13 protein-coding genes are annotated in these 13,186 nt (G+C 51.0%); all 13 read left to right on the top strand.

Annotated elements, in window-relative coordinates:
• Window positions 1–90: 90 nt before the first annotated feature.
• Window positions 91–1,401 carry a trigger factor gene (tig, locus tag H9Q79_RS07620; protein ID WP_118645552.1) on the top strand — a complete coding sequence of 437 codons (1,311 nt, stop codon included), beginning with the start codon at window positions 91–93 and terminating at the stop codon, window positions 1,399–1,401.
• A 24-nt stretch (window positions 1,402–1,425) separates the two neighbouring features.
• Window positions 1,426–2,007 carry an ATP-dependent Clp endopeptidase proteolytic subunit ClpP gene (clpP, locus tag H9Q79_RS07615; RefSeq protein ID WP_118645554.1) on the top strand — a complete coding sequence of 194 codons (582 nt, stop codon included), beginning with the start codon at window positions 1,426–1,428 and terminating at the stop codon, window positions 2,005–2,007.
• A gap of 105 nt (window positions 2,008–2,112) precedes the next feature.
• Window positions 2,113–3,411 (top strand): ATP-dependent Clp protease ATP-binding subunit ClpX, encoded by a 1,299-nt coding sequence (gene clpX / locus H9Q79_RS07610; protein WP_118645556.1) that lies wholly within the window; start codon window positions 2,113–2,115, stop codon window positions 3,409–3,411.
• A 13-nt stretch (window positions 3,412–3,424) separates the two neighbouring features.
• Entirely contained in the window at window positions 3,425–5,746 is a 2,322-nt protein-coding gene (gene lon, locus H9Q79_RS07605) for an endopeptidase La (protein ID WP_249329568.1), read from the top strand.
• A 64-nt stretch (window positions 5,747–5,810) separates the two neighbouring features.
• Complete coding sequence (gene yihA, locus H9Q79_RS07600; RefSeq protein WP_118645558.1) at window positions 5,811–6,428, top strand: ribosome biogenesis GTP-binding protein YihA/YsxC; 618 nt, start codon at window positions 5,811–5,813, stop codon at window positions 6,426–6,428.
• Window positions 6,429–6,431: 3 nt separating this feature from the next.
• Entirely contained in the window at window positions 6,432–7,277 is an 846-nt protein-coding gene (locus H9Q79_RS07595) for an energy-coupling factor transporter ATPase (protein ID WP_249329567.1), read from the top strand.
• Entirely contained in the window at window positions 7,268–8,125 is an 858-nt protein-coding gene (locus tag H9Q79_RS07590) for an energy-coupling factor transporter ATPase (RefSeq protein WP_118645562.1), read from the top strand. Before H9Q79_RS07595 ends, H9Q79_RS07590 begins: the two co-directional genes overlap by 10 nt.
• A 4-nt stretch (window positions 8,126–8,129) precedes the next feature.
• Window positions 8,130–8,933 carry an energy-coupling factor transporter transmembrane component T family protein gene (locus H9Q79_RS07585; protein WP_249329566.1) on the top strand — a complete coding sequence of 268 codons (804 nt, stop codon included), beginning with the start codon at window positions 8,130–8,132 and terminating at the stop codon, window positions 8,931–8,933.
• Between the two features lie 71 nt (window positions 8,934–9,004).
• On the top strand, window positions 9,005–9,805 hold the full coding sequence (truA, locus tag H9Q79_RS07580) for a tRNA pseudouridine(38-40) synthase TruA (protein ID WP_118645666.1): 801 nt from the start codon (window positions 9,005–9,007) through the stop codon (window positions 9,803–9,805).
• Window positions 9,806–10,093: 288 nt separating this feature from the next.
• Window positions 10,094–10,522 (top strand): 50S ribosomal protein L13, encoded by a 429-nt coding sequence (rplM, locus tag H9Q79_RS07575; RefSeq protein WP_118645564.1) that lies wholly within the window; start codon window positions 10,094–10,096, stop codon window positions 10,520–10,522.
• Between the two features lie 17 nt (window positions 10,523–10,539).
• Entirely contained in the window at window positions 10,540–10,932 is a 393-nt protein-coding gene (gene rpsI, locus H9Q79_RS07570; RefSeq protein ID WP_118645566.1) for a 30S ribosomal protein S9, read from the top strand.
• Between the two features lie 225 nt (window positions 10,933–11,157).
• Window positions 11,158–12,267, top strand: a complete 1,110-nt coding sequence (locus tag H9Q79_RS07565) for an aldo/keto reductase (protein ID WP_249329565.1) — start codon at window positions 11,158–11,160, stop codon at window positions 12,265–12,267.
• A 69-nt stretch (window positions 12,268–12,336) separates the two neighbouring features.
• A complete protein-coding gene (locus tag H9Q79_RS07560; RefSeq protein WP_249329564.1) occupies window positions 12,337–13,185 on the top strand; it encodes a MerR family transcriptional regulator in 849 nt (282 codons plus the stop codon).
• Window position 13,186 lies beyond the last annotated feature (1 nt).

The following is a 13,186-nucleotide window of genomic DNA, read 5'->3' as shown; positions in this document are numbered from 1 at the left end:
TATGAGCGGCAGCCATACTGCTGCCGGGATCGTCCGAAAGTATTCAGGGATAAAATACGTTCCATATATATAAAGGAGGAAATTAATACAATGAGCGTTCAGGTTGAAAACTTGGAAAAGAACATGGCGAAACTCACAATTGAAGTTTCCGCAGAAGAGTTGGAGAAGGCACTGCAGGGTGCATATTTAAAGCAGAAGAATAATATCAGCATTCCCGGTTTCCGTAAGGGAAAAGTGCCGAGAGCTATGGTTGAGAAAATGTATGGAGCGGGTATTTTTTATGAAGATGCTGCCAATGCACTGATTCCGGAGGCGTATTCCAACGCGGTTGCCGAGAGCAAGCTGGATGTCGTATCCCAGCCGGAAGTCAACGTAGTGCAGATTGAGAAGGGCAAGCCGTTTATCTTTACAGCGGAAGTAGCCGTTAAGCCGGAGGTTACCCTGGGCGAATACAAAGGACTGGAAGTTCCGAAGGCAGATCTGACAGTTACCGAAGAGGAAATTGAAGCTGAACTGAAGAAAGAGCAGGAGAAGAACGGCAGAACGATTGATGTGGAAGACCGTCCGGCGCAGATGGGTGATACAGTCACCATAGATTTTGAAGGTTCTGTGGACGGAGTGCCTTTTGAAGGCGGGGCTGGCAAGGATTACCCGCTGACCCTGGGTTCCAATACCTTTATTCCCGGATTTGAGGAGCAGCTGGCGGGAGTTAAGCTGGAAGAGGAAGTGGATGTCAATGTGACTTTCCCGGAAGATTATAATGCGGAAGAGCTGAAGGGAAAAGCTGCTGTATTTAAATGTACCATTCACAAGATTGAGACTAAAGAGCTTCCGGAGCTGGATGACGATTTTGCCAAGGACGTATCCGAGTTTGACACACTGGATGAATACAAAGCAGACGTGAAGGCAAACCTGGAGAAGAAGAAAGAAGCAGACGCAAAACGCGCCAAAGAAGATGCAGCCGTTGAAAAAGCCGTTGCTAACGCGTCCATGGAGATCCCTGACGCGATGGTGAAGAGTCAGGCTGCCCAGATGGTGGACAACTTTGTCAGAAGGCTTCAGGCACAGGGCATGAGCATGGAGCAGTATATGCAGTATACCGGCCAGACCCTGGAGCAGATGCAGGATCAGATGAAGCCCCAGGCTACCAAGCAGATCCAGACCCGTCTGGTGCTGGAGAAGGTTGCCGAGGTTGAGAACATAGAGGCCAGCGAGGAGAAGATCGACGGCGAGATTCAGGAAATGGCCAAGATGTACAATATGGAGGCCGATAAGCTGAAGGAGCTGTTGGGCGACTTTGAGAAAGAACAGATGAAGAAAGATCTGGCTGTTCAGGAAGCAGTTACCTTCCTGGCAGACCATGCGGTGGAAGTAGATGCGCCGGAGAAGACTGAAGAGTAACTATTTGAAAATGGAGGCTGTTGTATGAGTTTAGTACCTTACGTCATTGAACAAACCAGCAGAGGGGAGAGAAGCTACGATATTTACTCCAGGCTGTTAAAAGACAGAATTATATTTCTCGGGGAAGAAGTGAATGACACTTCAGCAAGCCTGGTGGTAGCGCAGCTCCTGTTCCTGGAATCAGAGGATCCGGGAAAGGACATCCACCTGTATATCAATAGCCCGGGCGGTTCTGTTACGGCAGGTATGGCGATCTATGACACCATGCAGTATATTAAATGTGATGTGTCTACAATCTGTATCGGAATGGCTGCGAGTATGGGTGCTTTCCTGCTTTCCGGAGGCGCCAAGGGCAAACGGATGGCTCTTCCGAATGCGGAAATTATGATTCATCAGCCCTCAGGCGGTGCTCAGGGGCAGGCGACAGAGATCCGGATTGTTGCCGATCATATCCTGAAGACAAAGAAAAAGCTGAATGAAATCCTGGCGGCTAATACGGGCCAGCCTTTGGAGAAAATTGAGATTGATACGGAACGTGATAATTACATGTCAGCAGAAGAAGCAAAAGCATACGGGCTGATAGACAATGTGATAGCGAACCGGTAATGGTAGATGAGGGTGTTTCAAAAGTACGAAGGAAAGTCAGCTTCGCTTTTGATGCACCCTTTCGGCCTTTCGGAAAGAAAGCTGAGAAAGGGATTGGTATAAAAAATGGCTATTAAGGGGAATGAACCCAGAATTAGATGTTCTTTCTGCGGAAAAACAGAGGATCAGGTGAGAAAGCTGATCGCAGGGCCCGACGGCGCATATATCTGTGATGAGTGCATTGAGATCTGTTCAGAAATTATAGAAGAGGAATTTACCAACGAGCCTCAGACAGATGATTCAGAGATTAATCTGCTGAAGCCCATTGAAATAAAAGACTTCCTGGACCAGTATGTGATCGGACAGGATGAGGCGAAGAAGGTGCTGTCAGTTGCCGTTTACAACCATTATAAACGGGTGCTGGCAGGAGAGGGTTCTGACGTGGAGCTGCAGAAGAGCAACATCCTGATGCTCGGGCCCACGGGATCAGGAAAAACTCTCCTGGCTCAGACGCTGGCAAAGCTCCTGAATGTGCCGTTTGCTATCGCAGATGCTACGGCGCTGACAGAAGCAGGCTATGTAGGTGAGGATGTGGAAAATATCCTGCTGAAACTGATTCAGGCGTCGGAATATGATATGGACCGTGCACAGCACGGCATCATCTATATCGACGAGATCGACAAGATCACCAGGAAATCAGAGAATGCTTCCATCACCAGGGATGTTTCAGGAGAGGGCGTACAGCAGGCACTGCTGAAGATCCTGGAGGGAACGGTAGCGAGCGTGCCTCCCCAGGGAGGAAGAAAACATCCCCATCAGGAATTTTTGCAGATTGATACCACAAATATTCTGTTCATCTGCGGCGGCGCATTTGAAGGATTGGAAAAGATCATTGAAACACGCCAGGATACCAAATCCATCGGCTTTAATGCCGATCTGGGGCGTCAGAAGAATGAAAATGTGGGTGAAGTCCTGCGTCAGGTGATGCCCGAGGATTTCATCAAGTTCGGCATGATTCCGGAATTCATCGGCCGTGTGCCGGTTGTGGTGACTCTGGACGCATTGACAGAGGATGCGTTGATCCAGATACTGAGCGCGCCGAAGAACTCACTGATTAAGCAGTATAAGAAGTTATTAGAGCTGGACGGCGTGAGCTTGAGCTTTGACGAAGATGCTCTGAGAGAGATCGCAAGAGAATCGCTGAGCCGTAAGACCGGGGCCAGGGGGCTTCGGGCGATCATGGAGAAGACCATGATGGAGATCATGTTTGAATCTCCTTCGGACAGCACGATTAAAGAATGCCATATTACAAAAGCAGCGGTAGAGGGTAAAGAACCGCCCATGCTGGTACACGGGGAGCCAACTCCGGTGCCGAGGCGCGCGCAGACGCGCAAGAGCAGGGCAGGTCGTACTGAAACCGCGTAAGGAGTGAAAATACATGAGTGACCTGATTATCATGCTGCCTGCGATAGCGCTGAGAGGAACTACGATTCTGCCGGACATGATCGTCCATTTTGATATCAGCAGAGTCCGGTCTGTAAAGGCAGTGGAAGAAGCGATGCTTCATGATCAGAAAATATTTTTGATAACCCAGAAAGATACTGAGGTGGACGACCCGGGCCAGGCTGATGTCTATAAGATCGGGACGGTAGCTGTCATCAAGCAGGTGGTAAAGCTCCCGAAAGGGGTGCTCCGCGTCCTGGTAGAAGGTCTGGAAAGGGCAGAGCTTCTGGGATTCGAACCCAGAGAGGATATGCTGGAAGCAGAGATTGTCACCTTTGAAAAAGATGGCGCAGAGCCTGTTTCTGAGAATGTGATAGAGGCGATGCTCAGGAACCTGAAGGAAGTTTTCGCGGTTTACTGCCAGGAAAGCCAGAAGATAAGCCGGGAACTGATGCTGCAGATTCTGGAATTTGACGATGTGGAGAAGCTGGTGGATCAGATTGCCATCAATATGCCCGTTTCCTACGAACAGCGTCAGAAGCTGCTGGAGGCTGTGGAGCTTAAGGACCGGTATGAGACCCTGAGCGTTTTGCTGAGCAATGAAGTAGAAATACTGAAGATCCGTGCAGAGTTCCAGAACCAGGTGAAGGCCCGGATTGACAAGAACCAGAAGGAGTATATCCTCAGAGAACAGCTGAAGCTGATCCGTGAAGAGCTGGGGGAAGATAACGTACAGTCCGAGATTGAGAGCTTCAAAGAGAAAGCAGAGAAGCTGCGGGCGTCCAAAGAGGTAAAGGAGAAAATCCGGGAGGAGATCCGCCGTTTCCAGAACGTGATCAGCAATCCGTCTGAAAGCGCGGTCATCCGGGGCTATATTGAGACGCTGCTGGGACTGCCCTGGGATAAGATGTCCCGTGACAACAGGGATCTGAAGAAAGCCAGGAAGATCCTGGCAGAAGATCACTACGGCCTGGAGAAGGTTAAAGAGAGAATTCTTGAATATCTGGCGGTCAGAACTTTGACAAAGAAGGGCGACAGCCCGATCATCTGCCTGGTGGGACCACCCGGCACAGGAAAGACTTCTATTGCCCGTTCTGTGGCAAAGGCCCTGAATAAGACGTATGTGCGTATCTGTCTGGGCGGCGTCCGTGATGAGGCGGAGATCCGGGGACACAGGCGTACCTATGTGGGCGCCATGCCCGGGCGGATTGCCCAGGGGATGCATCAGGCGGGAGTGAAGAACCCGCTGATGCTTCTGGATGAGATCGACAAGGTGAGCAGCGATTACAAGGGTGATACTGCCTCGGCGCTGCTGGAGGTATTGGATTCTGAACAGAACAGTAAATTTTCCGATCACTATGTGGAGATTCCCATTGACCTGTCGGAGGTGCTCTTCATCGCGACGGCCAATGATGTCCAGAAGATTCCGGGCCCGCTTCTGGACCGGATGGAGCTGATCGAGATCACCAGCTATACGGAGAATGAAAAAGAGCATATCGCCAGAGAACATCTGCTGCCCAAGCAGATGAAGGCAAACGGCATTTCAGAGCAGCAGCTCACGGTCTCGGACAAAGCGCTGAGCGAGATCATCAGCGGTTATACGAAGGAGGCGGGCGTCCGTTCCCTGGAGCGTAAGCTCGGCCAGATCTGCCGGAAAACAGCGCTGAAGATACAGGAAAGCGGAGAGAAAAAGGTCTCTGTAACCGTCCGCAATCTGGAAGAATATCTGGGAAGGAAGCGCTATAATGTCAACAAAGCGAACCCGGAGCCGGAGGTGGGAATTGTCAGAGGCCTGGCATGGACCAGTGTGGGCGGCGATACTTTGCAGATCGAGGTCAACGTCATGCCCGGGCGGGGTGAATTCCGCCTGACAGGGCAGCTGGGCGATGTGATGAAGGAATCGGCCCAGGCCGGGATCAGCTATATCCGTTCCATATCTAAAGCCTATGGAATCAAAGAAGAATTTTTCAAGAAACATGATATTCACATACATATTCCGGAAGGAGCTGTACCAAAGGACGGCCCCTCCGCCGGAATTACCATGGCGACTGCCATGCTGTCGGCCATCACCCAGGTGCCGGTGCGCGCCGACGTGGCTATGACGGGTGAAATCACACTGCGGGGGCGGGTGCTGCCCATCGGCGGGCTGAAGGAGAAGCTTCTGGCCGCTAAGAAAGCGGGCATCAGGATTGTCCTTGTGCCTGACCGGAACAAATCGGACGTCCAGGAGATGGACGCTGAGATCACGGGCGGGCTTGATATCCGCTATGTGGAAGGAATGGAACAGGTGCTGGAAACGGCGCTTGTGCGGGAATAGAGTCAACATTCAGCCGCGGCGTCCGTCTATGGCGGCAGGCCCCGGCCAATAAGGAGAGACAGGAATGGTAATCAAACAGGTAGCATTGGACATTGTCTGCGGTGTGACCAGCACACTGCCGGATACCGGGCAGCCGGAGGTAGCGTTCGCCGGGAAATCCAACGTGGGCAAATCTTCGCTGATTAATGGCCTGGTGAACAGGAAAGCACTGGCCAGAACCAGTTCTCAGCCGGGCAAGACTCAGACCATCAATTTTTATCATATCAATGATGAAATGTATCTGGTGGATCTGCCGGGATATGGATACGCAACGGCGTCGGAAGAGGTGAAGGCCCAATGGGGTAAGATGATAGAACGGTATCTTCATACCTCCGCGAATCTGAAGGCAGTGTTCCTGCTGATCGACATACGCCACGCGCCTTCGGTAAACGATCAGATGATGTACCGGTGGATACTGGAGAAGGGTTACCATCCAATAGTAATCGCCACAAAACTGGACAAAATAAAGAGAAGCCAGCTGCAGAAGCATCTTAAGCTGATACGGACCACGTTGGATATGGAGAGCGGAGCCCGAATCCTGCCTTATTCCGCACTGACGAAGCAGGGAAGGGATGAGATCTGGGAGCTGATCGACGGGCTGACAGGTCTGCAGCCGGATATTGCAGAAGAAACGAGGAGTTAGGCCGTGGGAATTATCAGAGCCAAAAAGCTGGGATACGATTATTTTCAATATGAGGATGAGGGCAAGGAGCCGGAAATCACTCATGCCATCGAGGATGTGGATCTGGATATCCAGCCCGGGCAGTTTATTGCGGTACTGGGGCATAACGGCAGCGGGAAATCTACGCTGGCCAAGCATATGAATGCGCTGCTGGTGCCCACGGAGGGTACCATGTGGGTGGATCATATGGACACTTCCAGTGATGATGACATCTGGAAGATCCGCCAGGAGGCAGGTATGGTATTTCAGAATCCCGACAACCAGATCGTAGCCTCTGTGGTTGAGGAAGATGTGGGATTTGGCCCTGAGAATATGGGCGTGCCTACTGATGAGATCTGGAAGCGGGTGGACGACAGCCTGGCGGCCACAGGCATGGTTTCCTACCGGAAGCATTCCCCCAACAAGCTTTCCGGAGGGCAGAAGCAGCGTGTTGCCATTGCCGGCGTTATGGCCATGCGGCCGAAATGTATTATTCTGGATGAGCCGACGGCCATGCTGGACCCCAATGGGCGGAAGGAAGTGCTGAAGGCAGTCAGGGAACTGAATCAGGCCGAGGGAGTGACGGTTATCCTGATCACCCATTATATGGAAGAGGTAATCTATGCGGACCGCGTGTTTGTGATGGATGAAGGACGCATGGTCATGCAGGGCACCCCGAGGGAGGTATTTTCACAGGTAGATAAGCTGAAAGAGCTGCGCCTGGATGTCCCCCAGGTGACGCTGCTGGCCCATGAGCTGAGGAAGGAAGATGTCCTGGTGCAGGAAGGAATATTGACGATCGAGGAATTGGTGAATGCGCTATGTCGATAAAATTAGAAGATGTGACCTATACCTACAGCCCCGGTACTGCATATGAAATGCATGCCTTGAAAAATGTGTCTCTGGAGATCCCCCAGGGACAATTTATCGGAATCATCGGGCATACGGGCAGCGGGAAATCCACGCTGATTCAGCATTTTAACGGTCTGATGCGTCCCACCTCGGGCCGTGTGCTCTATGACGGAGAGGATATCTGGGCGGACGGTTACAAACTGAGGGACCTTCGTTTTCATGTGGGACTGGTGTTCCAGTATCCGGAGCACCAGCTGTTTGAGACAGATGTGATCACAGACGTCTGTTTCGGTCCCAAGAACCAGGGGCTGACGCCGGAAGAATGCCGGGAACAGGCGGAGAAATCTCTGCGCCATGTGGGGATTCCTGAAGAGTTGTATGAGAAATCTCCCTTTGACTTGTCAGGAGGTCAGAAGAGGAGGGTTGCCATAGCGGGCGTTCTGGCCATGAACCCGGACGTCCTGATCCTGGATGAACCTACAGCCGGCCTCGATCCGAAGGGCAGAGATGAGATTTTGGACCGGATTGAATATCTCCATGACACCAGGGGAATTACTATCATACTGGTTTCCCACAGCATGGAGGATATTGCCAAATATGTAGAGCGGATCATCGTGATGAATCACGGGGAGAAGGCCTATGACGGCACGCCGAAGGAGGTCTTTTCACATTACAGGGAACTGGAAAAGATCGGCCTGGCAGCGCCCCAGATGACTTATATCATGCATGCTCTGAAGGATGCGGGGATGGATGTGGACGTAACCGCAACAACAGTAGAAGAAGCCAAGGAATCCATTTTAAAGGCACTTGGCAGACAGATAGGATAAAGCTATGATAAGAGATATTACAATAGGCCAGTACTATCCTGCAGAATCCCTTCTGCACCGGCTGGACCCGAGAGTAAAATTTGTCGGTACCCTGATTTATATTGTGTCCCTGTTTGTGATGAACAGCTGGGGATATCTTCTGGGAACTGCTTTTCTGATAGGTGTTATTTTGTTGTCGAAGGTGCCCTTTTCCTTCATGATACGGGGATTAAAGTCCATTGTGGTACTTCTGGTCATCACCATGACCCTGAACGTTCTGCTGACACCGGGACGGGTGATCTGGCAGTGGGGTATTTTGAGAGTGACGTGGGAAGGACTGGCGCTGGCGGGACGGATGGGAATCCGTCTGATTTATCTGATTCTCGGCGCGTCGCTGATGACGCTGACGACCACGCCGAACAAGCTGACAGACGCCATGGAAAGCCTGATGAAGCCTTTGAACAAAATCCATGTGCCCGTTCATGAAATTGCCATGATGATGTCCATCGCTCTCCGGTTTATCCCGATACTCCTGGAGGAAACCGACAAGATTATGAAAGCCCAGATGGCGCGCGGGGCAGATTTTGATTCGGGCGGGCTGATTAAAAAGGTGAAAGCTATGGTTCCATTGCTGGTTCCGCTGTTCGTGTCGGCGTTCCGCCGGGCCAATGACCTGGCGCTGGCCATGGAAGCACGCTGCTACCATGGGGGAGAGGGAAGAACGCAGATGAAACCTCTCCGGTATCAGAAGAGAGACTGGCTGGCGTACAGCTTTTTGCTGGTATATCTGGCAGCTTCGATTGTGATAGGAGTCGTCCTGAAATGGTAAAAATGGCAGCCGTGCCGGGAGCAGGGAAGTCCTGTCGCTGCCCTGTGAGTATAGAAAGTGGGTTGAGGGATATGAAGCGGATAAAATTGACGGTCGCATATGACGGTACGAACTATTGCGGCTGGCAGGTGCAGCCCAACGGGATCACCGTTCAGGAGGTGCTGAACAGAGCGCTGAGCGAGCTTTTGAAAGAGGAGATCCACACCGTCGGCGCCAGCCGGACGGATGCTGGGGTACATGCGAGAGGGAATGTGGCGGTCTTTGATACCCGGGCGCGGATGCCTGGAGATAAGATCGCCTTTGCTTTGAATACCAGGCTTCCGGAGGATATACGGATACAGGGATCACAGGAGGTTTCTCCGGAATTCCATCCACGTTTTACGAGTACAGTAAAAACATATGAATATAAAATCCTGAACCGCACATTTTCCGACCCTACCAGAAGGCAGGACAGTATGTTCTGGTACGGGGCATTGGATCTGGAAGCGATGAAGGAGGCGGCGGGGTATCTGCCGGGCACTCATGATTTTAAAAGCTTTGCGGCCGTTCAGGGCGCGGAAGGTTCAACCGTGCGGACTATCTATGGCACCCGGCTGTGGAAAGAGGACGACATGATCCATTTTCAGATTCAGGGAAACGGGTTCCTGTATCATATGGTACGGATCATCGCCGGTACTCTGCTGGAAGCAGGGAAGGGCTCCTGGCCGGCGGAGCGGATGCAGCAGATTCTTGAAGCCAGGGACAGAAGCCAGGCCGGTCCCACGGCCAGGGCCTGCGGGCTGACGTTGCTGGAAATACAGTATCCCGAGTGGGAGCCAGATTTCCGGAACAGAAAGGATGACAGTTTCAGTCTGAATGAAGCATGTGTTTAAATCGGGTTAATTTCATGCAAAAAATGTAAATAATGGTTGACACATACGAGTTCGTATCATATAATTAATCAGTGTGGCACCGTGTCGGCTGCTGGCGGTTTTGCATCTCCCAAATGCGGAATTCCAGTGCGGCAGGAGCCAGAATGAGAACATGGAGGCCAAAGCCCCGGCTGAGATGTTTATTCGTGTGCGGGAACCATTCGGACAGTGGCGAGAGCACAGAATCGGGCACCAGGCCCGGCATTACATGATATTTTAGATGCAGTTATAACACAGGAGGTTATATCCATGAACACATTTATGGCTAATCCGGATAAGATCGAGAAGAAATGGTATGTTGTTGATGCTACGGATTGTACCCTTGGACGTCTGGCTTCAGAAGTAGCAAAGGTTTTAAGAGGAAAGAACAAACCGGAGTTCACTCCTCATGTAGATACCGGTGATTATGTAGTGATTGTCAATGCAGAGAAGATTAAAGTGACCGGCAAAAAGCTGGATCAGAAGATCTATTACAGCCACTCCGAGTACGTGGGCGGCATGAAAGAGACCACTTTAAAGGAACTGCTGGCAAAGAAACCGGAAAAAGTAATTGAACTGGCAGTCAAAGGCATGCTTCCCAAAGGACCTTTAGGAAGAGCAATGCTGGCAAAACTTCATGTGTACGCTGGTGCTGAGCATCCCCATGCAGCTCAGAAACCGGAAGTGCTGACATTTTAATGAGGAGGTAAGAGACATTGGCTAGTGCAAGATACTATGGAACAGGAAGAAGAAAAAAATCAATCGCGAGAGTATATCTGATGCCGGGAACCGGTAAGATTACGATTAATAAAAGAGATATCAATGAATACTTTGGTCTGGAGACACTGAAGACCATCGTTCGTCAGCCTCTGACAGCTACAGAGAACGTCGACAAATTCGATATTCTTGTAAATGTACACGGCGGCGGCTATACCGGACAGGCAGGTGCCATCCGTCATGGAATCGCCCGTGCCTTGCTTCAGGCAGACACAGAGTACAGGCCGGTATTGAAGAGCGCCGGATACCTGACCCGTGACCCGCGTATGAAAGAGCGTAAGAAGTACGGCCTGAAGGCAGCACGTCGTGCGCCTCAGTTCTCCAAGAGATAATCAACCGAACAAAAGTAATCAGAATGTATCAAAAACCCCGGAACTTCGGCTTCCGGGGTTTTTCCAATCCACATAGAGTATGCAGCAAGGCATATTGCTAAGCACATCTCGATGATTTTAGCATATCGCTGGACGGCGTCATGGGGACAAGCCCCTATGTATTGATAATAAAGAAATAATATGCTATCGTTTAAACATTAGAATGATCACAGAATGGAGGGATTCATGATGCAGTATAAGGACTTTCGGGGAGAAGTGAGCCTGTCGCGGCTGGGAATGGGCACCATGCGTTTACCCAGAGAAGGAAATCAGCCCGGGGCTCCGATTGATTTTGCAAAATCAGAGACAATCATTGATAAAGCGATGGCTTCCGGCATCAATTATTATGATACGGCGTATGTATACAGCGGTTCAGAAGAGGTGCTGGGCAGGGCGCTGGCGAAATATCCCAGAGACAGTTATTATCTGGCTGATAAGTTCAATATCCTTGCGGAGCCGGATTATAAAGCACAGTTTACGGAGGAGCTGCGCAGGCTGGGTACCGACCGCATTGATTTTTATCTGCTCCATGAACTGCGGGATAACTTTCTGGACCAGATCCTGACCAGGGAGTGTCTCGGCTATTTTGAGGAATTAAAGCGAAAAGGGACGATCCGGTATCTGGGCTTTTCCTACCACGGTTCCCCGGAACAGTTTCCACGCGTCCTGGCTGCTTATGACTGGGATTTTGTGCAGATACAGCTGAATTATTTTGACTGGCTGTTTGGAGACGCCAGGGCACTGTATGAAGCGCTGGAGCAGACGGATATTCCGGTCATGGTCATGGAGCCGGTCCGCGGCGGAAGGCTGGCGGAGATGCCGCCAGCCCTGGAAAAGCGTCTGAAGGACGTGGAACCGGACCGCTCCATCGCCTCCTGGGCGATGCGCTGGCTGATGGATAAGGAGAAGCTGGCTGTGGTACTCAGCGGCATGAACACTCTGGAACAGATGGAGGACAACCTGGCTGTCTTTTCAGAGTACAGCCCACTGACGGCAGAGGAGAAGGCACTGGTTGAGGAAGTCTGCGCGGAGTACCGCCCTCTGATATCTGTAGCCTGTACCGGGTGCCGTTACTGCTGTGAGGAGTGTCCGAAGCAGATCAATATACCCCGTGTCCTGAATATCTATAATGACATCAAACTGGACAGAGCGTGGAGGATCGACTTCCTGAAGATGCTGGATGAGGGCCGCCGGCCGGAGGATTGCCTCGGCTGTGGGCTGTGTAAAAAGCATTGCCCTCAGGGAATTGATGTCCCGGCTTATATGAAGGAGCTGGTGGAGCTGGAAAAACAATAATTTTTCTGTTGACCTTGACGGAACGTCATAGTTTAAACTGTTTTTGTCAGGAAAAAGGAGGCCATACAGATGAAAACGGTTAAAGAAGTATCTGAACTGACAGGTATCAGCGTGCGCGCGCTTCACTATTATGATGAGATTGGGCTGTTCAGGCCTACGGCGGTCAGTGAGGCGGGATACCGGCTTTATGACGATAAGGCCCTGGAAAGATTGCAGCAGATCTTGTTTTTCCGGGAATTCGATATGCCCTTAAGGGATATCAAGGCTGTTATGGAAAATCCACATCTTGACAGTAACCAGATACTGCAGAGTCAGAGACAGATGCTGGTGATGAAAAAAGAACGCCTGGAGCGCCTCATCGCCAGCCTGGATGACATTCTGAAAGGAGATAACAGGATGGATTTTGAAGTGTTCAGCAAAGAGGACATTGACAAGCTTTATGCGGCTATCGTTACCAATATGCCGAAGGAGCAGCTAGAGCAGCTCGCGGAGCAGTACGGGGGACTGGAACAGTATGAAAAACATTTTCGGGAAAGTGCAGCCAGTGAGAATGCCCAGAAGAATTATGCGAAAATGGTGGAATGGTACGGCGACAAAGAAAGTGCGCTGAAGGCCGCTGAAAACCCGGATAATCCACAGATCATACCGGCATATCAGAAACGCATGGACGAAGTGCTGAAAAAACTCGCAGCCAGAAAGGGTGAGGATGTGACTTCTTTTGCAGTAAAAGAGGTGGTCGGAGAATATGATTTTGTGGCAAAGCAGCTTTATCAGATGAAGGATGTAAGCGCTATGATGCTGGAGGCGGCAGAGGAATATCAGAATAACAGAAAAATACAGGAAACCCTGGATAAAATGTATGGAGAAGGTGCGGCCATATTCATCGGCCGGGCATTCGAGGCATTTTATGAAAAATGAC

Source organism: Wansuia hejianensis (genome assembly GCF_014337215.1).
Classification (GTDB): Bacteria; Bacillota; Clostridia; order Lachnospirales; family Lachnospiraceae; genus Scatomonas; species Scatomonas hejianensis.
Note: the sequence above shows the minus strand (reverse complement) of the source record. Positions and strands in the feature narration are given on the sequence as shown.

Excerpts from the sequence above, each read along its gene's own strand:
- tig (WP_118645552.1), top strand. The coding sequence starts at position 91 with ATGAGCGTTCAGGTTGAAAACTTGGAAAAGAACATGGCGAAACTCACA.
- lon (WP_249329568.1), top strand. The coding sequence starts at position 3,425 with ATGAGTGACCTGATTATCATGCTGCCTGCGATAGCGCTGAGAGGAACT.
- H9Q79_RS07590 (WP_118645562.1), top strand. The coding sequence starts at position 7,268 with ATGTCGATAAAATTAGAAGATGTGACCTATACCTACAGCCCCGGTACT.
- clpX (WP_118645556.1), top strand. The coding sequence starts at position 2,113 with ATGGCTATTAAGGGGAATGAACCCAGAATTAGATGTTCTTTCTGCGGA.
- H9Q79_RS07560 (WP_249329564.1), top strand. The coding sequence starts at position 12,337 with ATGAAAACGGTTAAAGAAGTATCTGAACTGACAGGTATCAGCGTGCGC.
- clpP (WP_118645554.1), top strand. The coding sequence starts at position 1,426 with ATGAGTTTAGTACCTTACGTCATTGAACAAACCAGCAGAGGGGAGAGA.
- yihA (WP_118645558.1), top strand. The coding sequence starts at position 5,811 with ATGGTAATCAAACAGGTAGCATTGGACATTGTCTGCGGTGTGACCAGC.
- H9Q79_RS07585 (WP_249329566.1), top strand. The coding sequence starts at position 8,130 with ATGATAAGAGATATTACAATAGGCCAGTACTATCCTGCAGAATCCCTT.
- H9Q79_RS07565 (WP_249329565.1), top strand. The coding sequence starts at position 11,158 with ATGATGCAGTATAAGGACTTTCGGGGAGAAGTGAGCCTGTCGCGGCTG.
- rplM (WP_118645564.1), top strand. The coding sequence starts at position 10,094 with ATGAACACATTTATGGCTAATCCGGATAAGATCGAGAAGAAATGGTAT.
- truA (WP_118645666.1), top strand. The coding sequence starts at position 9,005 with ATGAAGCGGATAAAATTGACGGTCGCATATGACGGTACGAACTATTGC.